Source organism: Ensifer sp. B1-9, assembly GCF_050474445.1.
Classification (GTDB): Bacteria; Pseudomonadota; Alphaproteobacteria; order Rhizobiales; family Rhizobiaceae; genus Ensifer.
In genome coordinates, this window is record NZ_JBCHVG010000005.1 from 376,422 (window position 1) to 401,663 (window position 25,242).

At 62.6% G+C, this 25,242-nt stretch carries 23 protein-coding genes, 1 tRNA gene and 1 pseudogene; 11 read left to right on the plus strand and 14 right to left on the minus strand.

The features are described 5' to 3' along the window. Positions 1-17 precede the first annotated feature (17 nt). Positions 18-335 (plus strand): DMT family transporter, encoded by a 318-nt coding sequence (locus ACQ5BM_RS11775; protein WP_429811071.1) that lies wholly within the window; start codon positions 18-20, stop codon positions 333-335. 87 nt (positions 336-422) lie between these two features. Here ACQ5BM_RS11775 and ACQ5BM_RS11780 read toward each other — a convergent pair. From ACQ5BM_RS11780 to dapD, 3 genes and pseudogenes are all read right to left on the minus strand, one after another. After that, positions 423-2,341: pseudogene (locus ACQ5BM_RS11780) on the minus strand (DEAD/DEAH box helicase). 138 nt (positions 2,342-2,479) lie between these two features. Beyond that, entirely contained in the window at positions 2,480-2,863 is a 384-nt protein-coding gene (locus ACQ5BM_RS11785; RefSeq protein WP_429811073.1) for a DUF805 domain-containing protein, read from the minus strand. A gap of 4 nt (positions 2,864-2,867) precedes the next feature. Continuing rightward, positions 2,868-3,725 carry a 2,3,4,5-tetrahydropyridine-2,6-dicarboxylate N-succinyltransferase gene (gene dapD, locus ACQ5BM_RS11790; RefSeq protein ID WP_173515384.1) on the minus strand — a complete coding sequence of 286 codons (858 nt, stop codon included), beginning with the start codon at positions 3,723-3,725 and terminating at the stop codon, positions 2,868-2,870. 504 nt (positions 3,726-4,229) lie between these two features. Between dapD and ACQ5BM_RS11795 the strand changes: the two genes are divergently transcribed. Next, the gene (locus ACQ5BM_RS11795) at positions 4,230-5,129 is read left to right on the plus strand and encodes an LOG family protein (RefSeq protein ID WP_429811075.1); all 900 of its coding nucleotides are present in this window, start codon (positions 4,230-4,232) and stop codon (positions 5,127-5,129) included. A gap of 285 nt (positions 5,130-5,414) precedes the next feature. Here ACQ5BM_RS11795 and ACQ5BM_RS11800 read toward each other — a convergent pair whose 3' ends face one another. Together ACQ5BM_RS11800 and ACQ5BM_RS11805 are read right to left on the minus strand one after the other, a co-directional pair. Beyond that, positions 5,415-5,936: an EF-hand domain-containing protein gene (locus tag ACQ5BM_RS11800; protein ID WP_429811077.1), complete on the minus strand. Its 522-nt coding sequence runs from the start codon at positions 5,934-5,936 to the stop codon at positions 5,415-5,417. Positions 5,937-6,114: 178 nt separating this feature from the next. Further along, a complete protein-coding gene (locus ACQ5BM_RS11805) occupies positions 6,115-6,828 on the minus strand; it encodes a pyrimidine 5'-nucleotidase (RefSeq protein ID WP_429811079.1) in 714 nt (237 codons plus the stop codon). A gap of 154 nt (positions 6,829-6,982) precedes the next feature. Here ACQ5BM_RS11805 and ACQ5BM_RS11810 point away from each other — a divergent pair, with 154 nt between their 5' ends. The 4 genes from ACQ5BM_RS11810 to ACQ5BM_RS11825 all read left to right on the plus strand — a co-directional run bounded on the left by ACQ5BM_RS11810 (position 6,983) and on the right by ACQ5BM_RS11825 (position 10,785). Beyond that, positions 6,983-7,774, plus strand: coding sequence for a sterol desaturase family protein (locus tag ACQ5BM_RS11810; protein WP_429811081.1), 792 nt, complete (start codon positions 6,983-6,985; stop codon positions 7,772-7,774). A 139-nt stretch (positions 7,775-7,913) separates the two neighbouring features. After that, positions 7,914-8,828 (plus strand): EamA family transporter, encoded by a 915-nt coding sequence (locus ACQ5BM_RS11815; protein WP_429811083.1) that lies wholly within the window; start codon positions 7,914-7,916, stop codon positions 8,826-8,828. 56 nt (positions 8,829-8,884) lie between these two features. Then, entirely contained in the window at positions 8,885-9,940 is a 1,056-nt protein-coding gene (locus ACQ5BM_RS11820) for a bifunctional transcriptional activator/DNA repair enzyme AdaA (protein WP_429811085.1), read from the plus strand. A gap of 77 nt (positions 9,941-10,017) precedes the next feature. Further along, complete coding sequence (locus tag ACQ5BM_RS11825) at positions 10,018-10,785, plus strand: isocitrate lyase/PEP mutase family protein (RefSeq protein ID WP_429811087.1); 768 nt, start codon at positions 10,018-10,020, stop codon at positions 10,783-10,785. 85 nt (positions 10,786-10,870) lie between these two features. On the opposite strand, the gene argB is transcribed toward ACQ5BM_RS11825, so the two are convergent. Continuing rightward, complete coding sequence (gene argB / locus ACQ5BM_RS11830) at positions 10,871-11,758, minus strand: acetylglutamate kinase (RefSeq protein ID WP_429811089.1); 888 nt, start codon at positions 11,756-11,758, stop codon at positions 10,871-10,873. Between the two features lie 382 nt (positions 11,759-12,140). Between argB and ACQ5BM_RS11835 the strand changes: the two genes are divergently transcribed. Next, positions 12,141-12,863 (plus strand): anti-sigma factor, encoded by a 723-nt coding sequence (locus tag ACQ5BM_RS11835; RefSeq protein WP_429811091.1) that lies wholly within the window; start codon positions 12,141-12,143, stop codon positions 12,861-12,863. Positions 12,864-12,893: 30 nt separating this feature from the next. Beyond that, positions 12,894-13,394 (plus strand): peptide-methionine (R)-S-oxide reductase MsrB, encoded by a 501-nt coding sequence (gene msrB / locus ACQ5BM_RS11840; protein WP_429811093.1) that lies wholly within the window; start codon positions 12,894-12,896, stop codon positions 13,392-13,394. Positions 13,395-13,513: 119 nt separating this feature from the next. On the opposite strand, the gene ACQ5BM_RS11845 is transcribed toward msrB, so the two are convergent. From ACQ5BM_RS11845 to rpmH, 6 genes are all read right to left on the minus strand, one after another. Continuing rightward, a complete protein-coding gene (locus ACQ5BM_RS11845; RefSeq protein ID WP_429811095.1) occupies positions 13,514-14,053 on the minus strand; it encodes a DUF1269 domain-containing protein in 540 nt (179 codons plus the stop codon). A 158-nt stretch (positions 14,054-14,211) separates the two neighbouring features. After that, positions 14,212-14,865: a ribosome biogenesis GTP-binding protein YihA/YsxC gene (yihA, locus tag ACQ5BM_RS11850; RefSeq protein WP_429811097.1), complete on the minus strand. Its 654-nt coding sequence runs from the start codon at positions 14,863-14,865 to the stop codon at positions 14,212-14,214. Between the two features lie 56 nt (positions 14,866-14,921). Further along, a complete protein-coding gene (locus ACQ5BM_RS11855; RefSeq protein WP_429811099.1) occupies positions 14,922-15,854 on the minus strand; it encodes a DMT family transporter in 933 nt (310 codons plus the stop codon). Positions 15,855-16,011: 157 nt separating this feature from the next. Then, on the minus strand, positions 16,012-17,811 hold the full coding sequence (yidC, locus tag ACQ5BM_RS11860; RefSeq protein ID WP_429811101.1) for a membrane protein insertase YidC: 1,800 nt from the start codon (positions 17,809-17,811) through the stop codon (positions 16,012-16,014). Next, entirely contained in the window at positions 17,811-18,209 is a 399-nt protein-coding gene (gene rnpA / locus ACQ5BM_RS11865) for a ribonuclease P protein component (RefSeq protein WP_173515399.1), read from the minus strand. The genes yidC and rnpA overlap by 1 nt, the downstream gene beginning before the upstream one ends. Before the next feature lie 20 nt (positions 18,210-18,229). Continuing rightward, a complete protein-coding gene (gene rpmH / locus ACQ5BM_RS11870) occupies positions 18,230-18,364 on the minus strand; it encodes a 50S ribosomal protein L34 (RefSeq protein ID WP_077962533.1) in 135 nt (44 codons plus the stop codon). Positions 18,365-18,759: 395 nt separating this feature from the next. Here rpmH and ACQ5BM_RS11875 point away from each other — a divergent pair, with 395 nt between their 5' ends. From ACQ5BM_RS11875 to ACQ5BM_RS11885, 3 genes are all read left to right on the plus strand, one after another. Beyond that, positions 18,760-20,763 (plus strand): HAMP domain-containing methyl-accepting chemotaxis protein, encoded by a 2,004-nt coding sequence (locus ACQ5BM_RS11875; protein WP_429811103.1) that lies wholly within the window; start codon positions 18,760-18,762, stop codon positions 20,761-20,763. Positions 20,764-21,220: 457 nt separating this feature from the next. Then, positions 21,221-22,702: an ATP-binding protein gene (locus ACQ5BM_RS11880; protein ID WP_429811105.1), complete on the plus strand. Its 1,482-nt coding sequence runs from the start codon at positions 21,221-21,223 to the stop codon at positions 22,700-22,702. Between the two features lie 228 nt (positions 22,703-22,930). Then, positions 22,931-23,007, plus strand: a tRNA-Arg gene (locus ACQ5BM_RS11885). A 744-nt stretch (positions 23,008-23,751) separates the two neighbouring features. Here the strand turns inward: ACQ5BM_RS11885 and ACQ5BM_RS11890 are convergent. Together ACQ5BM_RS11890 and ACQ5BM_RS11895 are read right to left on the minus strand one after the other, a co-directional pair. Continuing rightward, a complete protein-coding gene (locus tag ACQ5BM_RS11890; RefSeq protein WP_429811107.1) occupies positions 23,752-24,183 on the minus strand; it encodes a DUF1810 domain-containing protein in 432 nt (143 codons plus the stop codon). 46 nt (positions 24,184-24,229) lie between these two features. Next, on the minus strand, positions 24,230-25,216 hold the full coding sequence (locus ACQ5BM_RS11895; protein WP_429811109.1) for an aldo/keto reductase: 987 nt from the start codon (positions 25,214-25,216) through the stop codon (positions 24,230-24,232). Positions 25,217-25,242 lie beyond the last annotated feature (26 nt).

Genomic DNA, 25,242 nt, shown 5'->3' on the forward strand with positions numbered 1-25,242 from the left:
TCCAAACGGAGACGAACATGGCATGGATCATTCTGATAGCGGCGAGCCTCATCGAGATCGTCATGGGGTTGGCACTGAAATATGCGGAGGGCTGGACGAAGCTGGTACCGAGCGCCATCGGCATCGCCGCTGCTCTCGGCAGCGTCTATCTCCTGACGATAGCGATGCGTGACCTTCCGGCGGGCACGGCCTATGCCGCCTGGACCGGCATCGGTTCGGTCGGCATCACGGTGCTCGGCATCGTGCTCTTCGGCGACCCGGTCTCCTGGATGCGCATCACCTGTATCGCGATGATCATCGTCGCCGTCGCCGGCCTGCGCTTCCTGGAAGCCTGAACATCGCGGATCGTTGATCTCGAAACGAAAAAGCGCCGCGATCGGCTCGCGGCGCTTTTGACTGTTTATGACTCTGCCGATGCCGGCTTAGCCCTGGCGGTTCTTGGCGTTGCCCTTGGACTTGGATTTGAGCTTGAAGCCGCCGTCCTTGCCGGAATCCGGCTTGCCCTTCTTCTTGTTGCCCCAGGGCTTGTCGGCAGCCTTCGCCGGTGGCCGATCTTCGGTGTAAGCCGGTCCGTCGGAATAGGCGGGCTTCTTGTCGAACTTGCGCTTCGGCTTGAAGTCCTTGCGCTCGTCGCGCGGGCCGTCCTCTGCGCGCGGGCGCTTCTTGGCGAAGGCCGGTTTTTCCTGACGCTGCTGCGAAAGATCGGGCGCACCCGCCAGCGGCTTCACGCGGATGCCCTTTTCCAGCGTCTTGTCCTTGCCGATCGCCGACAGGAAGCGCTCGGCGCCCTCGGCCGTCATCTCGACGAAGGTCTCTTCCTGCTGCATGCGGATGGCGCCGATGTCGCGCTTGGTCAGCTTGCCGTGGCGGCAGAGATCGGGATCAGCCAGCGCGGCTCGGCACTCTGCTTGCGGCCGACCGACAGCGAGAACCAGCTACCGTCGCTGAAGTCGGCGCGCTCGGCGCCGAAATCCTCACGCGGACCCGACCGCTCGTCGCGGCGCGTCTTGGCGCGATTGTCGCCAACGGCGACCTCGACCAGATCCTCCGGAGCCGAACGCCCCGAGCGGAACTGGCGCACAAAGGCGGCGGCCATCTGTTCGGCGCCGTGCCGTTCGAGCAAAGCTGCCACGATCGCCTCTTCGTCTTCGCGGATCGGCTCGGCAAAGCTCGTATCGGCCAGCAGGCGCTCGTCGTCACGCTGGCTGACTTCGTCGGCCGACGGTGGCCGCGCCCAGGTCGCGGTGATCCGGCCGCCGTCGAGCAGCCGCTCGGCCTTGCGGCGCTGGTTGACCGGCACGATCAGCGCGCTGACGCCCTTCTGGCCGGCGCGTCCGGTACGGCCGCTGCGGTGAAGCAGCGTCTCGGAGTTAGTCGGGAGATCCGCGTGAACGACCAGTTCCAGGCCCGGCAGGTCGATGCCGCGGGCGGCGACGTCGGTGGCGATGCAGACACGGGCGCGGCCGTCGCGCATGGCCTGCAATGCATGGGTGCGCTCGTTCTGGCTGAGTTCGCCCGAAAGCGCCACGACCGAGAAGCCGCGATTGTTGAAGCGGGCCGTCAGATGGTTGACCGCGGCGCGCGTCGAACAGAAGACGATCGCGTTTCTGGCCTCGTAGTAGCGCAGCACGTTGATGATCGCATTTTCGCGGTCGTTCGGCGCCACCGTCAGCGCGCGATATTCGATATCGACATGCTGCTTCTGTTCGGAAGCGGTGCTGATGCGTACGGCATCGCGCTGGTAGTTCTTGGCAAGGGTGGCGATCGATTTCGGCACGGTTGCCGAGAACATCAGCGTGCGACGATCGTCGGGCGATTCTTCGAGGATGAATTCGAGGTCCTCGCGGAAGCCGAGGTCGAGCATCTCGTCGGCCTCGTCGAGCACGATGGCGCGGAGCGACGAAATGTCGAGCGAGTTGCGGCGGATATGGTCGCAGAGACGTCCGGGCGTGCCGACGACGATGTGCGCGCCGCGCTCCAGCGCCCGCTTCTCCGTGCGCATGTCCATGCCGCCGACGCAGGAAGCGATGGTCGCGCCGGTCTCACCGTAGAGCCATTCGAGCTCGCGCTTGACCTGCAGCGCCAGTTCGCGCGTCGGCGCGATCGCCAGCGCCAGCGGTGCGGCGGCCGGGCCGAAGCGGCGCTCGTCGCCGAGCAAGGTCGGCGCCAGCGCCAGGCCGAAGGCGACCGTCTTGCCGGAGCCGGTCTGCGCCGAGACGAGGGCGTCCCTGTCGGCGAGTTCCGGATCGCGCATCGCCTTTTGAACGGGCGTCAATTCGTTGTAACCGCGTTTTGCCAACGCCTCGGCGATCGCAGGCGCGATCCCTTCGAACTCAATCATATCTTGTCTTTCGGATTTCGGTCGTCATGCCCTGGACGAGAGGATCGTCACAGGCGCCAATTGCCGCGGCCAACACGTCGCGGGCCTGTCATGGCGCGCTACATACGCGGTCGCGCGGTTCTTGTACAGGGGCGAACGTCAGGGGCCGGGTTCGTCGCTATGGGCGCCGAACTCGTTCGGTCCCGGTTCTCCCGGCCACAGGCAAAGCGCAATGAAAACCACGGGGCTCAGGACGGGAATGAACAGACAGAGCGACAGCGGGCCAGGGTAGCCGATATCGTGCAGGCGCTTGATCGCCAGCATGGCGATCGACGGCAGCGAAACGAGAGCAGAGACGACGAACGCCAGCGTCCAGAGGGCCAGCGCCGTCTCGTGTTCTTCGTTGGCGAGCATCCTGGCGACGACGAAACCGCCGATCAGGAACCAGAACAGCCACGATAGAAAGAATGGCAGGCGGCCGATGCGACCGGAGGGGCTGAAGAACAGCCAGATCATGCTCGGCTGTGGCCCCTCCGGTGTCATCGCATCAGTCTCGAAGCAGTTCGTTGATGCCGGTCTTCGAGCGGGTCTTCTCGTCGACGCGCTTGACGATGACAGCGCAATAGAGGTTGGGCGCCGGCTGGCCGTTGGCCATGGTCGAGCCCGACGGCATCGAGCCGGCGACAACGACGGAGTAGGGGGGGACCTCGCCGTAGGTCACTTCGCCGGTGGCGCGGTCGACGATCTTGGTCGACTTGCCGATGAAGACACCCATGCCGAGAACCGAGCCCTCACGCACAATGCAGCCTTCGACGACTTCCGAGCGGGCGCCGATGAAGCAATTGTCCTCGATGATCGTCGGACCGGCCTGCATCGGCTCCAGTACGCCGCCAATGCCGACGCCGCCCGAAAGGTGCACGTTCTTGCCGATCTGGGCGCAGGAGCCGACGGTCGCCCAGGTATCGACCATCGTGCCTTCACCGACATAGGCGCCGAGGTTGACGAAGGAGGGCATCAGGATCGCGTTGGGGGCGATATAGGCCGAGCGGCGCACGACGCAATTCGGAACGGCGCGGAAGCCGGCCTTCTCGAATTCGTTGACGCTCCAGCCATCGAACTTCGACGGTACCTTGTCCCACCAGACGGACTGGCCCGGGCCACCCTTGACGATCTCCATCGGGTTGAGGCGGAAGGACAGGAGCACCGCTTTCTTCAGCCATTGATTGACCGTCCACACGCCATCCTCGCCGCGCTGAGCGACACGGGCCTTGCCGCTGTCGAGCAGGTTGAGCGCTGTCTCGACGGCATCGCGCACCGGGCCGCGCGTAGCGGTGTTCACGGAATCGCGGTCTTCAAAGGCGGTCTCGATCGTCTGCGACAGGGAGGCGAGGTCGTGGTTGGTCATCGGAATTCCTTAAAGTTCGGCGGTTATCCTGCGAAAGCTCTACTGCATAATTCCTTAAATCGGAATCGATTTGAGAACAAAATAATGCAGCAGGTCTACAGCGCCGCGCGTCTTATCAGACGCGCAAAGGTCGCTGTAGCACTTTGAATTGCTGCATGTTTTTGTCCTTTTATCGGCTACGATTAAAGGAAACATGCAGTAGGCGTCGCGCGACCTTGGCGTGAGCGGAGGAATGCGCGGCCCTTCGGCGCGTGATCCTGAAAAGTTGAAGGGCTTTTCAGGTCTCTTGGGCCGCGAGGGCTTGGCAAAGTCGGACGACTCCGGCACTACAGCGCCGCGCACCTGTGCGAGATGCGCAAGGGCCGCGGCAGCGCCTTGGTCTGCTGCGCCATTTCCGGATCGGATCCAGGAAATGCGCATACGGCCTTCATGATCGAGAAATGAGGATAGGACGCGTCTGGACGAGATGCCGATTGTCCGGAACGCGACGGGAAAGACGACACGATGGCACGCATGAAGAAGCGCGCCCTGCGCCGCAAGGACGGGGTTTGGGATCCTCTGGCCGACAGCTCGCAGAGCCGGCAGCGAGTGCTGACGGTTCCGGTCACGCCGCAGTCGGCCTCGCCCTCCTATCGTCTCGCCTACATCGACGACGATTTCCTTTGCCGCGAGGAATTGCGCCCGGTTCGGCTGCAACTCGAATTGCTGAAGACGGAAATGATGCTGGAAGAACGCGGCATCAACTCGACGGTTGTGATGTTCGGCGGCGCCCGCATTCCCGAGCCCGGCGGCGACGCCTGGGCGGCAAAGAACGAGACGCAGCGCAAGAACCTCGAAGCCGCCTCGGTCTATTACGAGGAAGCGCGCAAGTTCGCACGGATTTGCTCCGAGCATTCGGCCAAGCTGCACTACAAGGAATATGTGGTCGTCACAGGCGGTGGACCGGGCGTGATGGAGGCGGGCAACCGCGGCGCCGATGATGTCGGTGCACCGTCGATCGGCCTCAACATCGTGCTGCCGCACGAGCAGGCGCCGAACCGCTTCGTGACGCCGGAACTGTCGTTCAACTTCCACTACTTCGCCATCCGCAAGATGCATTTCCTCTTGCGCGCCAAGGCCGTCACCGTCTTCCCCGGTGGTTTCGGTACGCTCGATGAACTCTTTGAAACGATGACGCTGATGCAGACCGGGCGCCTCGCGCTGGTGCCGCTCATTCTCTTCGGCGAAAAGTTCTGGCGTTCGATCATCAATTTCGAGGCGCTTGCCGAGTTCGGCACGATCGCGCCCAATGACATTGATCTGGTGCATTTCGTCGAAACGGCGGAAGAGGCCTGGGAGATCATTTCCCGCTTCTATGAAACCGTCGATCCGAAGTCGGTGCCGATGGCGAACGGACGACGCTAGAGCCTCCGTGTCCAGGCGGAATCACCGGAGGCAAAAAGGTGCTCTGGAAGCAGAGCGCTGGGCGACCTTGGTGCGTTCATCCGAACGCACGGCGCTCCGGGGATAGCTGTCCGATCGGGCCGTCAGATGAAAGGACAATGCCGTGCGCCATAGCTGGTGCACGGCATTGTCGTTTGGGAGGATCGGGAGTTCACGCCTCCCCCTGGCAATCGCGTCCGATGCGAGGGGGAGGCGCCACGCAGACGACACGCTCTACCGGGCGGAAGAGGGTGTCGTCATCCGGGTTCAGATCTTCCTGGTGAAGTCGGCGGCGTCGATGACACCGTCGCCGTTCTTGTCACGGCGCTTGAACATGGCCTCGGCGGCGCTCGAAACTTCGCTGGTGCTGAGGGAGCCGTTGCCGTCGGTGTCGACACGCTTGAAAGATTTCGGTCGTAGACCCGGCAGCATGGCGGGGTGAACTTCCTTAAGCTTGGCAAGTGCCGTTTCGCGCTCCGTGCCGCTCTTGTCCTTGGCCTCGTGCCAGGCTTTGCGCGCCTCGCGGAAGGCTTCGCGTTTTGCCTTCATCTCGTCGGCGCTGATCTGGCCATCACCGTTGGCGTCGAAGGTTTTGAAGTTGGTGGCGACACGCGCCTGGAACTCGGCAAGCGAAACCTTCTGGTCCTTGTTGGCGTCGAGCCGCTGGATCATGCGCTCGGCCCGCTGTTCCGGCGTCATCTTTTCGCGCGCTGCAAAGGAGGGGGCGGCCATTCCGGTGATGGCTACGGCCAGCGCGGTCACACCGAGGATCAGGGTCTTCTTCGACATCATGCTTCCTTTCGATCGGGTTGTCCTGATCGAAAGGATAGCCGGCAGCGCGCGCTGCACCAGTTAAACTTTTGTAATTTAAGTCATTGGCCGAAAAGGGGTTTTTCGGCGGCCGAATTGTGTCGAAGCGGGGGAATCTGTTTGCGGGCTTCCGCCCGCTTCGCACTCCAATCCCGATCTAGAGATCGGTGACCAGACGGCGCAGGAAGCTGGTCAGATCTTCCGTCACGTAGTCGATCTGCTCGTCCGTGTCGTTCGACTTTTCCCAGGATTCGGCAAAGGTGTATTCGAGATTGCGCGGCACCAGCAGCACCGTCGTCATCCCGAGCGCCTTCGGCACCAGGAGGTTGCGTGGCAGATCCTCGAACATCACGGCATTCCGGGTATCGACCCGGTGCAGGCTCATGAACTTGTCATAGGTTTCACCGGCCGGCTTCGGCACGAAATCGGCGGCGACGATGTCGAAGATGTCGTCGAAATGATCGAGGATCCCGAGCGCCCGGGCCGTCATCTCCGCATGGGCGACGCTGCCGTTGGTGAATATGAACTTGCGGCCGGGAAGCGACCTGATGGCTTCACCAAGCGCCGGATCCGGCGGAACGATCGAGTAGTCGATCGCATGGGCCTGCTCGAGGAACTCGTTGGGGTCGACGCCATGGTTGACCATCAGGCCTTTGAGCGTCGTGCCGTGGTCGCGGTAGTAGTCTTTCTGCAGCTTCTTCGCATCGGCCGGGTCCAGCGACAAGAGCTTCGCCACATAGGCCGTCATGTTGCGGTCGATCTGCGCGAACAGATTGACGTGGTGCGGATAGAGCGTGTTGTCGAGATCGAACACCCAGTCGGTGACATGGGCGAAGTCGGAATGGTTCGGCAGGCGGTCGAGCTTTTTCATGACCGCCTTATGGCATGGGGAAAGGTGGCGGCAAACGAGAAAAATGCAAATCGCTGCTCGGGCCGCAATGCCAGTGCATGGAATTCCACTTTGAATTGTCAAAACGGCGTGTCATCTTCCGCCACGCGGTTTTGGCTCGGGGATGCAGGTGCCAATGTCTGACGAATTGTTCTATCTGCTTTTCCTGTTCGGGTTCTATACGTTCACCGTCGTCACCTACTTTGCCCTGGGCTACGGCCTGACCTGGTTCAACGAACGCAATCCCGAGCGAAAGATCCAGAAGGGGCGCGGCTCCGACAAGCGGCGCAACGCCGAAATTCGCCAGAGCCTGGCGTCCATGTTCAGCGCCTGCCTGCCGCTGACGATCGGCCTCTACGTCCAGCAGAAGGGCTGGGCACCGGCGCCCTGGGCCTTCAATTGGTGGGCAGCAGTACCGCTCTTCGTGTTGTGCATGTTCCTCTACGACACCTGGTTCTATTTCATGCACCGGTTGCTGCACACCAAGTGGCTCTATCCGTTGCATGCCCTGCACCACAAAAGCGTCGCGCCAACGATCTGGAGCACCTATTCGGAGGATGTCTTCGACAACTTCCTCTTGCAGAGCTATTCGGCCGCCGTCGTCTTCATCGTCCCGTTTCCGCCCGTGATCCTCATCGGGCACCGGCTGTTCGAACATTTCAACGGCATGTTCGGGCATTGCGGCTTCGAATATTTCGCAGCATCGACGGCGCGTTACCCTTCGCCGCTGTTGTGCACGACGTTCCACGATCAACACCATTCCGCGTTCCGCTACAACTACGGCAACTATTTCTCATTCTGGGACCGCGTGTTGGGAACGATCTCGCCGCACTACGATCAGCGGGTGAAGACGTTTGAAGAAGAAGCGCCGCCGCTCACCTTCAAGCAGGTCAATCTTCCCGTGGAGGCCGCCGAGAAGGCGGACTGAGTTCTTGGCAATGGCCGGACCCGCGTGTTAGATGGCCCGATCTTCCTTGCAACAGTGAAGTGATCCAACGCTCTGAAATTGTGCAATTTCAGGCGAACGACCGTTTCACGCTCTTCCTGAATTGCTCTCGCTCGCAGCCATGGAAACCTGGGTCCTCATCACCGTCGCCGCGGCATTCCTTCAGAATGTCCGCTCCGCAATGCAGAAACACCTGAAAGGCGTCATGGGGACGACGGGCGCGACCTTCGTGCGCTTCGGCTTCGGCCTGCCTTTCGCCTTCCTCTATCTGTTTCTGCTCTGGCAGGTGGCGGGTCGCCCGCTGCCGGTACCGAACGGCACCTTCTTCCTCTGGGCCGTCATCGGCGGGCTGGCGCAGATCGCTGCGACCTTCCTGCTCGTCCACCTCTTCTCCTTCCGCAACTTCGCCGTCGGCACCGCCTATTCCCGTACGGAGCCGGCGCAGGCGGCGTTGTTTGGCCTCATCTTCCTCGGGGAAAGGGCAAGCCAGGGGACCCTGGTGGCGATCGCCATCTCGGTCGTCGGCGTGATGCTGATCTCGGTGGCGCGCACGACCCTGAGCCCGCGCACGCTGGTAACCTCGGTATTCTCCCGTACGGCAGGCATCGGTCTGCTCTCGGGCACGTTCTTCGGCCTTTCGGCCGTTTCCTATCGTTCGGCCTCACTGGCGCTCGCGCCGAGCCTGCCGGCGCCCGACTATATTATGCAGGCGAGCTATACGCTCGGTTTCGTCATCCTGCTGCAGACCGTGCTCATGCTGATCTGGATCGTGCTTCGCGAGCGTGACGAACTGCCGCGCATCGCCGCCGCCTGGAAACCGGCCGTCGTCGTCGGCTTCGTCGGTGCCTCTGCCTCCTTCGGCTGGTTCATGGCGATGACGCTGCAGCAGGCGGCTGTCGTCAAGGTCGTGGCTCAGGTGGAAATGCTCTTCACCTTCGCCTCGTCCTTCTTCATCTTCCGCGAATGGATCAACCGGCTCGAACTTTTCGGCTGCCTGTTGATCGTGCTCGGCGTCGTGATGCTGGTGCTGATCTGAAAATAGGCGCCCGAAAACCGGCGCCCCGGCGGATGCAGGCATGGTAGAACGGCGGCATGTTGTTCGATCTTCCCTCCGACGAAACGCTTTACGACGCCCTGATTGCGCGAAGCACCGAATACGAAGGCGCCGCCTTCGTTTGCGTCAAGACGACAGGCGTCTTCTGCCGCCTGTCCTGCCCCGCCCGCAAGCCGAAGCGTGAGAACACGATCTTCGTGGGCTCCATCGGGCTCTGTCTGGAGACAGGCTTCCGTCCGTGCCAGCGTTGCCGGCCGCTCGCCACCTACGGCGCCAAGGATCCGCTCGTCGAGGACCTGCTGCAGGCGCTGGAGGCGGCACCGGAGCGCCGCTGGAGCGAGGACGATCTCGTTCGCCGCGGACTTGATCCGTCGACCGTCCGGCGCGCTTTCAAGCGCAATCTCGGCATCACCTTCCTCGACCTCGCGCGCCATCGTCGCCTGGGGCTCGCCGCCCGCCAGCTCGCAGACGGCGGAAGGGTGATCGATGCCCAGCTTGAAGCCGGTTACGAATCGCCGAGCGGCTTTCGCGCCGCATTCCAGAACCTGCTGGGTGACGCACCGGCGGCGGCGCAGGGAAGAGCCTTGCTCTTCTCCGACTGGATCGAAACGCCGCTTGGGCCCATGGTAGCCGTCGCCGATGCCACGCATCTGCATTTGCTCGAGTTTCACGACCGCAAGGCGCTGCCAACGGAACTGGAGAAACTGAAAAAAGGCACACGTTCGGCCATCGTGCCTGGCAGGACAGCGCCGATCGACCAGATCGAAAGCGAATTGAAAGCCTATTTCTCTGGCCAGACATGTGCTTTCGAAACGCCGCTTGCGCCCGGCGGCACCGCCTTCGAACGCAACGTTTGGGCGCAGCTCGCAAAAATTCCCGCCGGTGAGACGCGATCCTATGGTGACATTGCTCGCGAGGTCGATACGATCCGGGCCGTTCGTGCCGTGGCCAAGGCCAACGGTTCCAACCGGATCGCCATTGTCATCCCCTGCCACCGCTGCATCGGTTCGGACGGTTCACTGACGGGGTATGGCGGCGGGCTCTGGCGGAAGCAATGGCTGCTCCGGCACGAAGGCAAGACTCTCATTCAGTGAAACGGCGCAATTCCGGGCGGAAGGCGGCTGTCACCGTTCCGGGAATACGCGCTCATGGGATTCGTGGAGGAAATACGATGAACCAGAAGGAAAAGGCGGTCGCCTTTGCTGCCTTGCACCGGAAGGGCGATCCGGTGGTGCTCTACAACATCTGGGACGCCGGCAGCGCCAAGGCCGTGGCCGAAGCCGGCGCCAAGGCGCTTGCGACCGGGAGTTGGTCGGTGGCGGCGGCCCATGGGTTCGGCGATGGCGAGAAGGTGCCGATGGCGTGGCTCGCCGACGTGGCCCGGCTGATCGTCGCCTCCACGGAACTGCCCGTCACGGTCGACTTCGAGGGTGCCTATTCCGACGATCCGGCGACCGGTGCGGCCAACGTTTCCCGCATCCTCGATGTGGGTGCCATCGGCATCAACTTCGAGGATCAGATCGTCGGCAAGGGCGGCGTGCATCCGATCGAAAAGCAGACGGCGCGCATCCGCGCCATCCGCGAGATGGCTGACTGGCGGGGCATCCCGCTGTTCATCAATGCCCGCACTGACCTGTTCCTGCAGGAAGGCGACGAGACGCGGCATGCCGGCCTCGTCGACGAGGCGATCGTGCGCGGCAAGGCCTATGCCGAGGCAGGCGCCAACGGCTTCTTCGTGCCGTGGCTGGTCGATGAAGCGTTGATCGCCAAGGTCTGCGCCGCCTCCAGCCTGCCGGTCAACATCATGATGCGGCCGGCCGCCCCCGATCTGAAGGCGCTCGCCCGCGCCGGCGTCGCGCGCATCAGCTATGGCCCCGGCCCCTACCGGGCGATGATGGAAAAGCTGAAGGCAGCGGCGACGGAGGTCTACAAGGGCTGATCGGATATCGCCCTTCAAAAGGAAAGCGGGAGAAGGCATCGAGCCTCTCCCGCTTCTTTGTCTGCTACCAGGTCGTTTAAGCGGCTCAGGGAACGATCAGCGTGCCGGCGCCGCGTTCGGTGAAGATTTCGAGCAGAACCGAGTGGGCCGTCTTGCCGTTGAGGATGACGACGCCCTGGACGCCCGCCTTGATCGCGTCGATGCAGGTCTCGACCTTCGGGATCATGCCGCCGGAGATCGTGCCGTCGGCGATCAGCGCGTGCGCCTGGGAAACCGAGAGCTCCTTGATCAGGTTGCCCTGCTTGTCGAGAACGCCCGGAACGTCCGTCAGGAACAGAAGGCGCGTGGCGTTCAGCGCACCGGCGATGGCGCCCGCGAAGGTGTCGGCATTGATGTTGTAGGTGTGGCCGTCGCGGCCCGGTGCCACCGGCGCGATGACCGGGATCATTTCCGAGCGGGCGAGCAGGTCGATCAGCGTGCGGTCGACTTCGACCACTTCGCCGACGAAGCCGAGATCGAGCACGCGCTCGATGTTGGAGTCCGGGTCCTTGATGGTCTTGCGGGCCTTTTCGGCGAAGACCATGTTGCCATCCTTGCCGCAAAGGCCGATCGCCCATTCGCCCGTCTGGTTGATGAGCGCGACGATCTCCTTGTTGATCGAGCCGGCAAGCACCATCTCGACGATCTCGACCGTCTTCTCGTCGGTGACGCGCAGACCGCCTTCGAACTTCGATTCGATACCCATCTTCGTCAGCATTGCGCCGATCTGCGGGCCGCCGCCGTGCACGACGATCGGGTTGACGCCTGACTGCTTCAAGAGTGCGATGTCGCTGGCAAAGGCGCGGCCGAGTTCGGTGTTGCCCATGGCGTGGCCGCCATATTTGACGACGATCGTCTTGTTTTCGTAGCGCTGCATATAAGGCAGGGCCTGGGTGAGCAGGCGTGCCTGGATTTCACTTTCATTGGCGGACATGGCGGACCCTCGAAATATACCGGCTGCTGTTTAGCGCAAGTTCCGGACCGATGGAATGATCGGCGGGCAAGATAAAACCGGAATGACAAGGCTGGTACGCGCCGCATCGTGCCCTACCTTGTCGACAGGTGCAAACCAGCAGGGAACGCGATTGACGAAGTCCGCAATTTGGCTGATCCTGCTGCGGATCCGGAAAAATCGGCGGTTTTCGAGCGCACGGGGCAGGCGGATGGGCGCCTGCAGGGAGGAGCTTGAAGGACTGCAAGCACTGTGCGGCGAAAGTCCTGCTTACCGGGAGGTGGAGGAGGTTTCACAACGCGCTGGACACGATGCGGTCTTGGTTGAGGCGTAGCCTCATGAAGGTACGAGAGCGTAGGGAGCGATGACTGCACCAACCCCAGAGGGCCGGGATTTCCGCCGCGACGAAGTGATCGCGGGGGAATATGTGCTCGGCGTCCTGTCTGCCGACGATCGTCGCAAGGTCGAGGCCCGCCTCGCCTCCGATCGCAATTTTGCCGCCATGGTCGACCGGTGGCAGAGCAATCTTTCTTCCTTCGACGAAGCCTACGAAGCGCTTGCGCCGCCTCCCAGAATGCTCTCGGCCAGCGAGCGGCGGTTTCTCGAACAGTCGAGACCAGCAATGGCGGGGCAGCACCGGGGACTCTGGAGTTCGCTGGCGCTGTGGCGCAACCTCGCGCTGGCTTCGCTCGCGGCGCTCGCGATGATGGCTGCTTCCATGGCCGGCCTCTTCGAGGCGCCGACGACCAAAGCGTCGCTGGTGGCCGAATTGTCAGGCAAGGGCAATGCCATCGACCTCGTCGCCCGCTTCGACCGGGTCACGGGGCATCTGAAATTGACGCCGATTGCCGCGATGCAGCCTGAGCAGAAATCCCTCGAACTCTGGCTTGTCAACGGCAACAATCCTGCGATCTCGCTTGGCGTTCTGCCGCAGACGGGCGAGGGCGAGATCGCCGTTCCGTCCCTGTATCAGGAAAGAATGTCCGCCGGGTCGGTCTTCGCCGTCAGCGTCGAGAGCCCGGGAGGGTCGCCGACCGGATCGCCGACGGGGCCGTTTATCGCTGTCGGCAAGGCGCGAAAGCTCTGACCGCGAGCAGGGGGACCGAAGGGAGGTTCCATGATCAGTCGGCGCGTGCTCTTGATGGCAGGTACCGTGCTTACCGCGGCGGCGACGATCCGTGGCCTCACGCCCTTTGCCTCGGCGGGTGCGGCGCAGGCCTTCGAAATCGCCAAGACCGATGACGAATGGCGGGCGATCCTGACGGACGACCAGTACCGGATCCTGCGGCATGAGGATACGGAGCGTCCCTTCACCAGCGCGCTCAACCACGAGAAGCGCAAGGGCATCTTCCAATGTGCCGGCTGTGCGCTTCCACTTTATTCTTCCGAGGCAAAGTATGACAGCGGCACCGGTTGGCCGAGCTTCTGGCAATCACTGCCCGCTGCCGTGGCAACGCGAACGGACACATCCCTGTTCATGACCCGCACGGAGTGCCATTGCCGCCGCTGCGGCGGGCACCTTGGCCATATATTCGATGACGGCCCACCGCCGACCGGCAAGCGCCATTGCATCAATGGCCTGGCGCTTGCCTTCGTACCGGCGGTCAAATCCAGCTAAGCACTCCTGCCTTCGTACCGGCGGTCAAATCCAGCTAAGCACTCCTGCTCGAGCGCTACAGCGCCGCGCGTCTGATCAGACGCGCAAAGGTCGCTGTAGAACTTTGACTTTTCGGACGTTCAGAACGACCCGGCCGGCGGCGAGGACGCGGCCGCGCCGGAAAGCGCAGCCTGCAGCTTCTGCTCCTGTTCCGGCGAAAGCGACGTCTTCAGGACACGGCCGCGCAGGTCCGGGAATTCGGCGAGCACCTTCTCGGGCTGGACCTTGCGCACGAGGATGAACAGTGCCGAGGAATTGTTTGGGATGGTGTTGCCGAGCGATTTGATGAACTCGTCGTCGATGCCGTAGTCGGTCAGCGATCCGGAAAGGGCGCCGGCGCCGGCGCCGAGCGCGCCGCCGATCGCAAAGCCCGCCAGCGGATTGAGGAACAGAAGACCGACGAGCCCGCCCCAGATCGAACCGGAAAGCAGTCCGGACGTTGCGCCGACTGCGGTCAGGTTCAGGCTCTGCTTGAGATGAACCTTGCCTTCCGTGTCGCGCACGACGACGACCGCGTCTTCGAGGTCGATCAGGTATTCCTTCTTCAGCCCGGCGAGCCGGACCAGAACCCTGTCGGCTTCCTCAGGGGAATCGAATCCGACAACGATCAATTCGGACATGTGTCTCTCCTATCTCTGGCCGCGCCACCGATCCGGACGCAACGCAGAGATAGAGCGTATTGCATGTCGGGGTAGTGACAGAGATCAAAGACTTTGAGTTGATTGACCTCTGCGCAGCGCGCACGTCACGGCGCGCTTCGAACGATTGTGGGATCGCCTTAGCGGGCGATCGCCGTGCCGATCGCGGCGCGCAGCTCGTCGATGCCCTGGCCCTTCTCAGAGGAGGTTGAAAGTACCTCGGGGAAGGCGGCGGGGCGCTTCTTGATCTTGTCGAGCGTTTCGGCGATCAGCCGCGGCACGCCGGCGGCCTTGATCTTGTCGGTCTTGGTGAGCACGATCTGGTAGGAGACGGCCGCCTTGTCGAGCAGGCCGAGGACCTCCTCGTCGTTCTTCTTGATGCCGTGGCGGGCATCGATCAGCACATAGACGCGCTTCAGCGTCGAACGGCCGCGCAGATAGTCGAACACCAGCTTCGTCCAGGCATCGACCTGTTCCTTCGGCGCCTGGGCATAGCCGTAGCCGGGCATGTCGACGAGCGCCATCGGCGGCAGGTCGTCGGCCTCGCCCGAAAATCCGTCCGGCACGAAGTAGTTGAGCTCTTGCGTGCGGCCCGGCGTATTCGAAGTTCTTGCCAGTCCCTTGTGGCCGACCAGGGCATTGATCAGCGACGACTTGCCGACGTTCGAGCGGCCGGCAAAGGCGATTTCCACCGGACCTTCCGGCGGCAGGAATTTCATGGCGGGCACGCCGCGAATGAAAATCCACGGCCGGCCGAACAGCGGCTTGTCGTCTTTGGTTCTGGTTTCGGCCATCGGCGGTCGGTCCTTCATCGAGAAAGCTCATGGCTTCCCGGTTTTGGCCGTGGATGTCAAGGCGTCGGCGTGCGGACCGGCCGTGTGGGGATGGTTTGCGTCCGCCGGAACTCGTTGAAGAGATAGGCAAGCAGCGCCAGGAAGATGAAGGTGCCGCCGATGATCGTCCGGCCGCTCGGTAGTTCGCCGTGGATGATCGCGACCCAGACGGGACCGAGCACGGTTTCGGCGGTGCCGAGCAGGGCGGCGAGCGCCGAAGGCACCAGCCGGGCGCCGGTGACGAAGAGCGCCATGCCAAGCCCGAGGTTGAAGGCGCCGAAGACGAAGAGCAGAGCGAGTTCGCTCGAGGTCACTGCAAGCCCGGACGACTGGCTTGCCGCAATGGCGCTGGCGGCGAAGCAGCCGAAGCAGGTGGCCGGCGTCATCCGCACGTGTGGATAGCGGCGTGTGATGACGGTTGCCAGCGCGAAGACCACGGGGATCAGCAGCGCCAGTGCATCGCCGATCGGCGACACGCTGCCCGTCAGGCTCTCCGACACCATGATCGCGACGCCGACGATGACGGCGGTAATCGCGCCCCAGGTGAAACGCGAGACCCGTTCGCGAAACAGCGCCCAGCTCATTAGCGCTGCAAACAGCGGCACGCCGGCGCCGAGCAGCACCACATTGGCGATGGTCGTATAGGAAATGGCGATGATGAAGGAGGTCGAGGCAATGGTGAAGCAGAGCCCGACAGCGATCCCCGGCCAGCCCATGCCCTTGAAAAGCGCAAGCGTGCCTCGCGGTCCGTCGCGCACCAGCATGAAGGCGAGCAGGAAGAGGCCGGCAAAGAGGCAACGCCAGAAGACGATCGTCCAGCTATCGGGGATCTCCAGGAACCGGGCGATCGCCCCTCCGAAGCTCCAGAAGAAAGCGGAGCCGAAGACGAGCACGGCGCCAAGCTTCTCGCTGGCGGCGAACGGAACGGAGGTGGCCGACGGGTCGGTCATGGCAAATTGTCCTGGAGCGAGGCGCAGTGATTTCGATAGCGCCTGATGCCTGCCCTACGCGCCCGCGTCAACGCCATAACGTGTCGCGCGATGGCGTCAAAACGAAAGAGCCCCGGACCTTGGGTCCGGGGCTCTGGGATTGTCGTACCGGCCGGCGTCATTCCGCCGGCTTGGGTTTCTTCGCGAACAGGCTCTTCAGGTTGTCCAGGAGCTCGATCTTCACGCCCTGGCGCTTCATGATGATCGACTGCTGGAGCACCGAAAGGGTGTTGTTCCAGGCCCAGTAGATCACCAAGCCGGCCGGGAAGGATGCCAGCATGAAGGTGAAGACCACGGGCATCCAGGTGAACAGCATCGCCTGGGTCGGGTCCGGAGGCGTCGGGTTCATGCGCATCTGCACGAACATGGTGATGCCCATGATGATCGGCCAGACGCCGAGATGCAGGAAGGTCGGGCCGTCGAAGGGCAGCAGGCCGAAGAGATTGACGATCGTCGTCGGATCCGGCGCCGAGAGGTCGTGGATCCAGCCGAAGAACGGCGCATGGCGCATCTCGATGGTGATGTAGATCACCTTGTAGAGCGCGAAGAACACCGGGATCTGGATGAGGATCGGCCAGCAGCCCGCCAGCGGATTGATCTTCTCTTCCTTGTAGAGCTGCATCATCGCCTGCTGCAGGCCCATGCGGTCGTCGCCGAACTTCTTCTTCAGTTCTTCCATCTTCGGCTGAACCTTCTTCATGTTCGCCATCGATGCGTATTGCTTGTTGGCGAGCGGGAAGAAGAGACCCTTGACGACGATCGTGGTGATCAGGATCGCGATGCCGAAGTTGCCGAACAGACGGAAGAAGAAATCCATCATTTTGAACATCGGCTTGGTGATGAAGTAGAACCAGCCCCAGTCGATCAGCTTGTCGAAATTGGGGATCGAGTAGGCCACTTCGTAATTGTCGACGACGGGAACTTCCTTGGCACCGGCGAAGACGAGGTTCTTGACCTCGGACGTCTGGCCGGGAGCCACGGTGACGGCGTCGCTCTTGTAGTCGCTCTGGTAGCGGGCGCGGCCGTCGGTGAAGTGCGTGAAGCGGGTGTCGTAAGGGGTCGCCTGCGGCGGCACGATCGCTGCCGCCCAGTACTTGTCGGTGATGCCGAGCCAGCCGCCGGTCGCCTTGCCTGGTTCGACGGACTTCTGGTCCTCGATCTTGCCGTACTTCAGTTCCTGCAGGCCGTGTTCGCCGAGGACACCGATGAAGCCTTCGTGCAGCACGTAGACGCTCGGCGTCGTCGGCTTGTTGAAGCGCGTCACGCGGCCATAGGATGACAGCGCGAGCGGCTCGGCCGTGGCGTTCTTGATGCTGTCGACCACCTGGAACATGTAGTGGTCGTCGACCGAGATCGTGCGGGTGAAGGTGACGCCCTTCTCGTTGGTGAAGGTCAGCGTCACCGGGTTCGCAGCGGTCAGCTTTTCGCCGCCGGAAAGCGTCCAGACGGTCTGCGGGCCCGGCACGCTGCCGGTCGCATCGCTGCCGACATAACCGAGTTCGGCAAAGTAGCCGTCGGTCGTCTCGGCGGGGCTGAAGAGCGTGATGACCGGGCTCTTCGGATCGACCGTCTCACGGTATTCCTTGAGCTTGAGGTCGTCGAAACGGGCACCGGTCAGGTTGATGGAGCCGGAAAGGGCCGGTGTGTCGATCGCAACGCGCGCCGATTTGGCAATGGCCTGGTCGCGGTTCTCACCAGCGCCGGGAATTGCACCGCTGCCCGGGAGAGCCTGGCCCGAAGGCTGCTGCGTCGGGGTCGCCGATTGCTGCTGCGACTGCGACTGCGCCTGTTGCGCTCGCAGGGCTTCCGCAGCGATGCGTTCCTTTTCCATCTTCGGATTGACGTAAAGGAACTGCCAGGCAATGAGGATCAGCACGGACAGGCCGATCGCCACGAAATAGTTGCGGTTTTTTTCCATCATGGTTTCCTGGAACCGGCCGGCGGCCGCTTCTGTTTCGGCTTGTTTTCGATGCGCTCGCGAAGCCCCCGGGTCAAGGCGTCGAAGGGGGCGTTCAGGAGATCGCGTCGGGCGACAATCACATAGTCGTGTCCGGGTTTCATTGCAAACCCGGCGGAAAGCCGCACCGCCTCTTTCAGGCGCCGGCGCATCCGGTTTCGCTCGACGGCATTGCCGTGTTTCTTGGTAACGGTGAAGCCGACGCGGGCCTCGCCTTCCGGATCGTTGCGGTCGAGCACTTCGAGGAGAAACAGCGGGCCTCTACGGCTTTCTCCAGCCCGAACGGCCAAAAACTGCGGACGGCTTTTCAGCCGCCCGACAGTCGTTTTGTCTTTATCTGACGTCATGTGCCCGGACACTGGTTTCGGGCAGTTTCGGCTTAAGCCGAAAGACGCTTGCGGCCACGAGCCCGGCGGGCTGCGAGGACCTTCTGGCCACCCTTGGTAGCCATGCGCGAACGGAAGCCGTGGCGACGCTTGCGGACAAGCTTGGACGGTTGGTAGGTACGCTTCATTTATTTAATACCGCGGTGTGCGGCCCTTCTTGGGTTTGCGTGTAGCAAGGAGCGTTTACGTTACCGGACACGGCTCCGCCTTCTCGGGCAGGAGGGCTTGACCGGACGTGCGCGGCTTATAAGAGGAAAATTCCCGGAAAGTCAATTGCAGCCGGCGATTCAGTGGCAGCGGCATCGCAAAAGTGACGGATCCCTGGCAAGCGGCGTCTCACAGGTGCGCAAAAAGGTGGGCAACTAGCCGAGATTGGTAAACAGAACTCTAATCGGCGCTCCCCAGAATGCCGGTTGGCGGCGATGACCTTTATTAACCACGGCTATTTTAGGGTCTCCCCGGTGCAATGGGGTGGCGAGATGTCCGATAAACGGACAGCTCTCGCGGCCTCGTGGAGGTCGGGATGAAAATACGCGGTAAAATCTATCTGATCGTCGGGATCATGAGCCTGCTGGCCGTTGCTGTGACCGGAATGTCGCTCGTGACGGTCGTCAAGTACAACGAGAAATTCCAGCAATATGAAAATGTCGCTGCGCGCGCCTTCAAGGCGGAACGCTTGAACCGCCTGGTGACCACGGTGGTGATGGAATCGCGCGGCATCTACGCCGCCCCGACCGTCGAAAAGGCGAAGCCCTTTGCCGAGGGCATTCGCACGAATCTCGACAAGATCGATGCGCTGCTTGCCGAATGGCGCCCGCTGATCCCCGCCGACACGCAAGCCTCCTTTGAGACGCTGGTCGATCGCGCCAAGGAGTTCAGGACGTTCCGGGTGGAAACGGCGCGCCTCGGCGAACAGGTTTCGCCCCAGGCTGCCAGCGAGCAGGGCAACAACGATGCCAACCGGGCCAACCGCAAGGCCTTCCAGCAGCAGATCGACTCCGTCGCTGATATCAACCTGAAGACACTCGAAGCCGTCACCGCGGAGGTCGCGGCTTTCGAGCGCTCGGTGGTCATCGTTATCCTCGCTATCGCCGGCCTCGGCATGCTCGCCGGCCTCGGCGCGGCCTTCTATATCGCAACGAACCACTTGAGCCGCCCGATTCTCGAGCTGACCGGTAAGATGAAGCAGCTCGCTGGCGGCGATCTCACTGTCGACGTGCCCTTCGCGGGCCGCAAGGACGAGATCGGTGAAATGGCCGAGGCCGTTCAGGTGTTCAAGCAGAACGGTCTCGCCGTTCGTGACCTCAACGCGCAGGAAGCAGTGCTGCGCGAAAAGAGCGCCGATCTGCAGTCGAGCATCGGTGTCGTCGTGGCGGCCGCGGCCGCCGGCGATTTCACCAAGCGCATCGGCAAGGACTATGAAAACGACGATCTCAACCGGTTCGCCGCGAGCGTCAACGAACTGGTCGGCAGCGTCGATGCCGGCATTGCCGAGACCCGCCGGGTCGTCGCGAGCCTGGCGGCGGGCGACCTGACCCAGAGCATGAACGGCCACTTCCAGGGTGCCTTCGCCGAATTGCAGGAGAACGTCAACGAGACGCTGTCGACCCTGCAGAAGACGCTCCGTGAAGTCCGCGTGACGACCGACACGATCAATGGCAACTCGTCCGAACTGCGCGCTGCTGCCGACGACCTGTCGAAGCGCACCGAGCAGCAGGCGGCAGCACTTGAGGAAACCTCGGCCGCCCTCGACGAGATCACCGTTGCCGTGAAGAGTTCGACCGAGCGGGCGCAGGAAGCGACCGTCATGGTCAACGAGGCCAAGCATAGCGCGGCGCAGTCTGCCGCCGTCGTGCGCAATGCCGTCGATGCCATGGGCCGTATCGAGCAGGCGTCGAGCGAGATCGGCCAGATCACCAACGTGATCGACGAAATCGCCTTCCAGACCAACCTTCTGGCACTGAACGCCGGCGTCGAGGCGGCGCGTGCCGGTGATGCCGGCAAGGGCTTTGCCGTCGTTGCCCAGGAAGTGCGCGAACTGGCGCAGCGCGCCGCCAGTGCGGCCAAGGACATTAAGGCGCTGATCTCGAAGTCCGGCAGCGAAGTGGCGACCGGTGTCCGGCTGGTGCAGGAAACCGGTTCGGCGCTCGGTGAGATCGAAGACCGCGTCCTGAAGATCAACGACCATATCCATTCGATCGCAACGGCGGCGCGCGAGCAGTCGACGGGCTTGAGCGAAGTCAGCACCGCGGTCAACCAGATGGACCAGGTGACCCAGCAGAATGCGGCGATGGTGGAGGAGGCGAATGCCGCCACCCACAAGCTCTCCGCCGAGGCCAACAACCTCGCCAACCTGATCGCCTACTTCAAGGTGGACAATACCGCCGCAAGGCCGGTGGTCGTCGCCCGCGAAACCGCCGCTCGCCCGATCGAATCGCCGGCGCGTCGCATGATGGGCAACGTCGCCCGCGCCTTTGGCGGCAGCTCCGCTGCGGCTGTCGCGAAGGACGACTGGCAAGAGTTCTGAGCGGCAACTTGCCTCGTCAGGTGTTCGGAGCCCGCGGTACCGTTATGGTGCCGCGGGCTCGCTGTTTTGGCTGCCCCGAACGCCATAGCCGTTCTACTCCATCGCCGCCTGTGCCCGCTGCCGCGCGCCATGCGCCGGTACCTGACGATGCCACTGTTCCCTGGGTGACTTACACCGATCCGGATTCTGTGCAGCTAGACCTGAGCGAGGCGGTAGCGCGCCGAAGATTTCGCGTCGGCGATGCGGGGAGGGAGATGATCGGGATGTGGTCCTTTGCGGCTGCCAACGGCGTGACGCCGAATGATGTCCGCGCCTATGTCGCACCCCGCCCGGCCGCTCCGAGATTGGAAAACGGGCGGCCATCTCCTATTATTGCCCCTGGCGCGAAGCCCTTTGGCTCGGGCACTTGTGCGGGGTCGCGGGCGTTTTTGTTGACGGGCAGGGAAGTTTGTAAGGCATGGCGGAAGAGACGCGTCCGGTAACGGCAAGCGAGTCACTGAGGACGAGTGCGGGGTTCTTCCGGGGCCTTTCCGGTAAGCTGCTCCTGCTGACCATCGTCTTCGTCATGCTGGCGGAGGTGCTGATCTTCGCGCCGTCCGTCGCAACCATGCGCATTCGCTGGCTTGAGGATCGGCTGAACACGGCTGCTGCCGCTGCCGTCGTCGTCGACGGCCTGCAGAACGTCGAGCTGCCGCGCAGCGTGCAGAAGGACACGCTGATGGCGACCGGCACGAAGGCGATCGTCATCCGACGCAAGGACGCGTCGCGCATGATCGCACTGACCGACATGCCTCTCGAGATCAAGGGCGAGTATGACGTCGCCAATTCGACCGCCTTTGCCGCCATCCGCGATGCCTTCGATACCCTGCTCTTCGGCGGTGATCGTGTGATCCGTGTCTATGGGCCGCTTGGGGAGAGCGACGCGACGATCGAGCTTCTGATGAAGGATGCGAGCCTGCGCAAGGCGATGCTCGTCTACTCGCGCAACGTCTTTGTCCTATCGCTCATCATTTCGCTGATCACCGCGGCGCTGATCTTCCTCGCCATCAATCGCATGCTGATCACGCCGATCCGGCGGATGACGGCGAACATGCAGGAATTTTCCAACGATCCGGCCGATCCCGGTCGGGTGCTCGTGCCGCCGGAGGGACGCGACGAACTTGCCGTCGCCGGTCAGCATCTCGCCAGCATGCAGCGTGAACTGCAAAAGACCCTGAAGCAACAGAAGAGCCTTGCGGAACTTGGCCTTGCGGTGTCGAAGATCAACCACGACATGCGCAACATCCTGTCCTCGGCGCAATTGATTTCCGACCGCCTGGCCGATGTCGACGATCCCGTGGTCAAGCGGTTTGCCCCGACCCTGCTGCGCACCATCGACCGGGCCGTCGGCTATACGCGCGAGGTACTCTCCTATGGCCGAACGACCGAGGCCGAGCCGCATCGCCGCTTCGTCGCATTGAAACCGCTCGTTTCCGATGTCGCCGAACTGCTGGCGATCGATCCCCAGGCGGGCATCGATTTCCAGATCCAGATGCAGGACGACATCGAGGTGGATGCGGACAGCGAGCAGCTCTTCCGGGTGGTGCACAATATTTGCCGCAACGCCGTGCAGGCTTTGACCAATCACGAACCGGAGGACGGCCGTCCGCGGCTTGTTACGGTTTCCGCCATGCGGGTAGGCAGCGTCGTCACCATTTCGGTTGATGATACCGGCCCCGGAATGCCGCCCAAGGCCCGGGAAAACCTGTTCGCCGCCTTCCGCGGTTCGGCACGCTCCGGCGGCACGGGTCTTGGCCTCGCGATTGCACGCGAGCTCGTGCTCGCTCATGGCGGCACGATCGCGCTTGTCGAAAAGCCGACGCCCGGCACGCTCTTCCGCATCGAACTGCCCGACCGGCCGGTGCCGCTCGACGCCTTCCGCTCGAAATTCCGTCACTAGAAAGAATGAAGCGCAAAGTCTGACGCCCGCGATAATTTTTTCGCGCCTGCTTCCCTGGCGGAATGCCCTGCTTTTCAGGGCGTTGCCGCATCGGTGTTACCGCGACTGTCCACAGCAAGTCGGGCCATCGTCGTAAAAATGAAATTTTTTGCCGAACGGCGCTTGCAATCCCCGAAAGGACCCTTTAGAGAACCGCTCACGCAAGCGGTTCCGCCGCTTCAGGCAAAAGCACCCGTAGCTCAGCTGGATAGAGCACCAGACTACGAATCTGGGGGTCAGGAGTTCGAATCTCTTCGGGTGCGCCATCCTTCTTCTTTTTCTTCTTCCCGACAGTCTACACCAATCCACGTTCCCTGTGTCGATTTTTGCGTTTCAGGCCGTTGTCTCCCGCCGGTAACTTCGTTTGCGCGCCAGCGCCCCACAGACTGTCGCTGGGCGCTTCCCTGTCGCTTTCTGGCGTGCTGAAAGCAATCGAATGGCGATAGACGGCCGTCGCGGGCTGCCGAGCGCGGCAATGGTTCCATTGCCGAAATAGGCGAGTGCAAATCCGGAAAGCGCAAAACAACCTCAGCCGACGCGCTGTTTCCGATGATTGCCATCGGTAAGTCGCCGATCGGCCACGATGAAGCTTTGCCGCTGGGACATATTCATCGCATGGCGGGAGGAGCAATTGTTCAATCCTCCGAAGTGGTTAGGTGACAAATAGTATATATTAGTATAACTTAATTTGCATACGTCGTGGAGGCGTTGAACCCGTCTCGGAGCCTGTGGGGGATGGTGACTCCGGATCAGAAGAAACGGGAGCGCCTTCACGAACTTTTGACGCCTGTGTCTGAGAATTGGCCCAATGACTTCCTATATTCGGGGAGATACCGCGGCCACGGAAGGAAAGGAGGCGCCGGATGTATCGCTACATGATGAAAGAACTGCTGGTGATCGTCGCTGGCCTCTCGATATGCGCCTTCACCATCCTGTTTTTCCTGGTCAACTCGACACCGAACCTCTGACGGCCGCCAATCGGCGCCCCAGCAAGGCTTGAGCGCCGGATATCAGCGCCGTTGCGCCAGGATGTCCAAAGTGCGCCGATCCTTCTCTCCCGCGAAATAACGTTCAAGGGCCTGCTCGAACAGGCTTCCCGCTTCGTCGACCTCGGCGAACAAGGTCATCGATGACCGGAATTTCACGTCGTCGGGGCTTGAGAAGATGTCGTGGGCCGATTTCCCGGCAACCGCATTGACAAGTTCGGTGCATTCCCGAAGCCTCGCGCCGAGTACTGGGTGTGCCAGATAGGCGGACGCTTCTTCGAGACCCGATATCGCGTAGCGCTCGGCCATCGGCGAATGGCCGAGACCGGCAAGTTGCGGGAAGACGAACCACATCCAGTGCGTCCGTTTGCGGCCGTGGGTGAGCTCGTCCAGAACCGCGGCATAGACGCGGTCCTGGGCGTCGATGAACCGTTGCAGATCGAAGGGATCAGTCATGGCTGCGCCTCCCTTGATCGCGCTCGCCTGTCGGCGGGGGCGTCAGTTACCAGCGGTGATGAACATGAACCTTCACCAGTCGCTCGTAAACCGCGGCGATCGCGGCCTTGGTTTGATCGTCGATGGCGGCGAGCCCGCTGGCAGCGGCATTGGATTGCGCCTGCGCCTCGTTGCGGGCGCCGGGAATGACGACCGAGACTGCCTGCTGCTCGAGGATCCAGCGCAGCGCGAACTGTGCCATCGGCACGCCCGTGGGCACCAGTGGGCGGAGCTGCTCGACCGCCTCCAGCCCCGCTTCGAACGGTACGCCGGCAAAGGTCTCGCCGACATCGAAGGCCTCGCCGTGCCGGTTGAAGTTGCGATGGTCGTCGGCAGCAAAGGCGGTTTCGCGGGTGATCTTGCCGGAAAGCAGTCCGGAGGCGAGCGGCACGCGCACGATGACGCCGACATTCTTCTTCCGCGCCTCGGCAAAGAACAGTTCATGCGGTCGCTGGCGGAAGATGTTGTAGATGATCTGCACCGTGGCCACGCCCGGGTATTCGATCGCCTTCAGCGCTTCCTCCACCTTTTCGACCGATACGCCGTAGTGCCGGATCTTGCCCTTGGCGACGAGCCGATCCAGGGCTGCGAACAGCTCCGGGCGATAGTAGACCTCGGTCGGCGGGCAATGGAGCTGCACGAGGTCGAGCGTCTCGACGCCGAGATTGGCGAGGCTGCGGTCGATGAAGGCCTCGATGTTTTCGCCCGTGTAACCTTCCGCGACATGTGGATTGAGCCGGCGGCCGGCTTTGGTCGCAACGAAGGGCTTGTCGCCGCCGCGCTCCTTCAATACGGCCGCGATGATCTTCTCGGACCGACCGTCGCCATAGACATCGGCCGTGTCGACGAAGGTGACGCCCGCGTCGAGCGCCGCATGGAGCGCGCGCCTGCCGTCCGCCTCGCTGACATCGCCCCAGGAGCCGCCGATCTGCCAGGCGCCGAAGCCGATCTCGGAAATGGTGGCGCCGGTCTTGCCAAGAACTCTCGTCTTCATGGTGCTGTCTCCTGTTGTGCGTCGTC

Excerpts from the sequence above, each read along its gene's own strand:
- ACQ5BM_RS11845 (WP_429811095.1), bottom strand. The coding sequence starts at position 14,053 with ATGTCCGAATTGATCGTTGTCGGATTCGATTCCCCTGAGGAAGCCGAC.
- ACQ5BM_RS11875 (WP_429811103.1), top strand. The coding sequence starts at position 18,760 with ATGAAAATACGCGGTAAAATCTATCTGATCGTCGGGATCATGAGCCTG.
- ACQ5BM_RS11895 (WP_429811109.1), bottom strand. The coding sequence starts at position 25,216 with ATGAAGACGAGAGTTCTTGGCAAGACCGGCGCCACCATTTCCGAGATC.
- ACQ5BM_RS11815 (WP_429811083.1), top strand. The coding sequence starts at position 7,914 with ATGGAAACCTGGGTCCTCATCACCGTCGCCGCGGCATTCCTTCAGAAT.
- yidC (WP_429811101.1), bottom strand. The coding sequence starts at position 17,811 with ATGGAAAAAAACCGCAACTATTTCGTGGCGATCGGCCTGTCCGTGCTG.
- ACQ5BM_RS11800 (WP_429811077.1), bottom strand. The coding sequence starts at position 5,936 with ATGTCGAAGAAGACCCTGATCCTCGGTGTGACCGCGCTGGCCGTAGCC.
- ACQ5BM_RS11890 (WP_429811107.1), bottom strand. The coding sequence starts at position 24,183 with ATGACTGATCCCTTCGATCTGCAACGGTTCATCGACGCCCAGGACCGC.
- dapD (WP_173515384.1), bottom strand. The coding sequence starts at position 3,725 with ATGACCAACCACGACCTCGCCTCCCTGTCGCAGACGATCGAGACCGCC.
- yihA (WP_429811097.1), bottom strand. The coding sequence starts at position 14,865 with ATGGCCGAAACCAGAACCAAAGACGACAAGCCGCTGTTCGGCCGGCCG.
- ACQ5BM_RS11795 (WP_429811075.1), top strand. The coding sequence starts at position 4,230 with ATGGCACGCATGAAGAAGCGCGCCCTGCGCCGCAAGGACGGGGTTTGG.
- ACQ5BM_RS11880 (WP_429811105.1), top strand. The coding sequence starts at position 21,221 with ATGGCGGAAGAGACGCGTCCGGTAACGGCAAGCGAGTCACTGAGGACG.
- ACQ5BM_RS11785 (WP_429811073.1), bottom strand. The coding sequence starts at position 2,863 with ATGACACCGGAGGGGCCACAGCCGAGCATGATCTGGCTGTTCTTCAGC.
- ACQ5BM_RS11775 (WP_429811071.1), top strand. The coding sequence starts at position 18 with ATGGCATGGATCATTCTGATAGCGGCGAGCCTCATCGAGATCGTCATG.
- ACQ5BM_RS11805 (WP_429811079.1), bottom strand. The coding sequence starts at position 6,828 with ATGAAAAAGCTCGACCGCCTGCCGAACCATTCCGACTTCGCCCATGTC.
- argB (WP_429811089.1), bottom strand. The coding sequence starts at position 11,758 with ATGTCCGCCAATGAAAGTGAAATCCAGGCACGCCTGCTCACCCAGGCC.
- ACQ5BM_RS11810 (WP_429811081.1), top strand. The coding sequence starts at position 6,983 with ATGTCTGACGAATTGTTCTATCTGCTTTTCCTGTTCGGGTTCTATACG.
- ACQ5BM_RS11825 (WP_429811087.1), top strand. The coding sequence starts at position 10,018 with ATGAACCAGAAGGAAAAGGCGGTCGCCTTTGCTGCCTTGCACCGGAAG.
- msrB (WP_429811093.1), top strand. The coding sequence starts at position 12,894 with ATGATCAGTCGGCGCGTGCTCTTGATGGCAGGTACCGTGCTTACCGCG.
- ACQ5BM_RS11820 (WP_429811085.1), top strand. The coding sequence starts at position 8,885 with ATGTTGTTCGATCTTCCCTCCGACGAAACGCTTTACGACGCCCTGATT.
- ACQ5BM_RS11835 (WP_429811091.1), top strand. The coding sequence starts at position 12,141 with ATGACTGCACCAACCCCAGAGGGCCGGGATTTCCGCCGCGACGAAGTG.
- rpmH (WP_077962533.1), bottom strand. The coding sequence starts at position 18,364 with ATGAAGCGTACCTACCAACCGTCCAAGCTTGTCCGCAAGCGTCGCCAC.
- ACQ5BM_RS11855 (WP_429811099.1), bottom strand. The coding sequence starts at position 15,854 with ATGACCGACCCGTCGGCCACCTCCGTTCCGTTCGCCGCCAGCGAGAAG.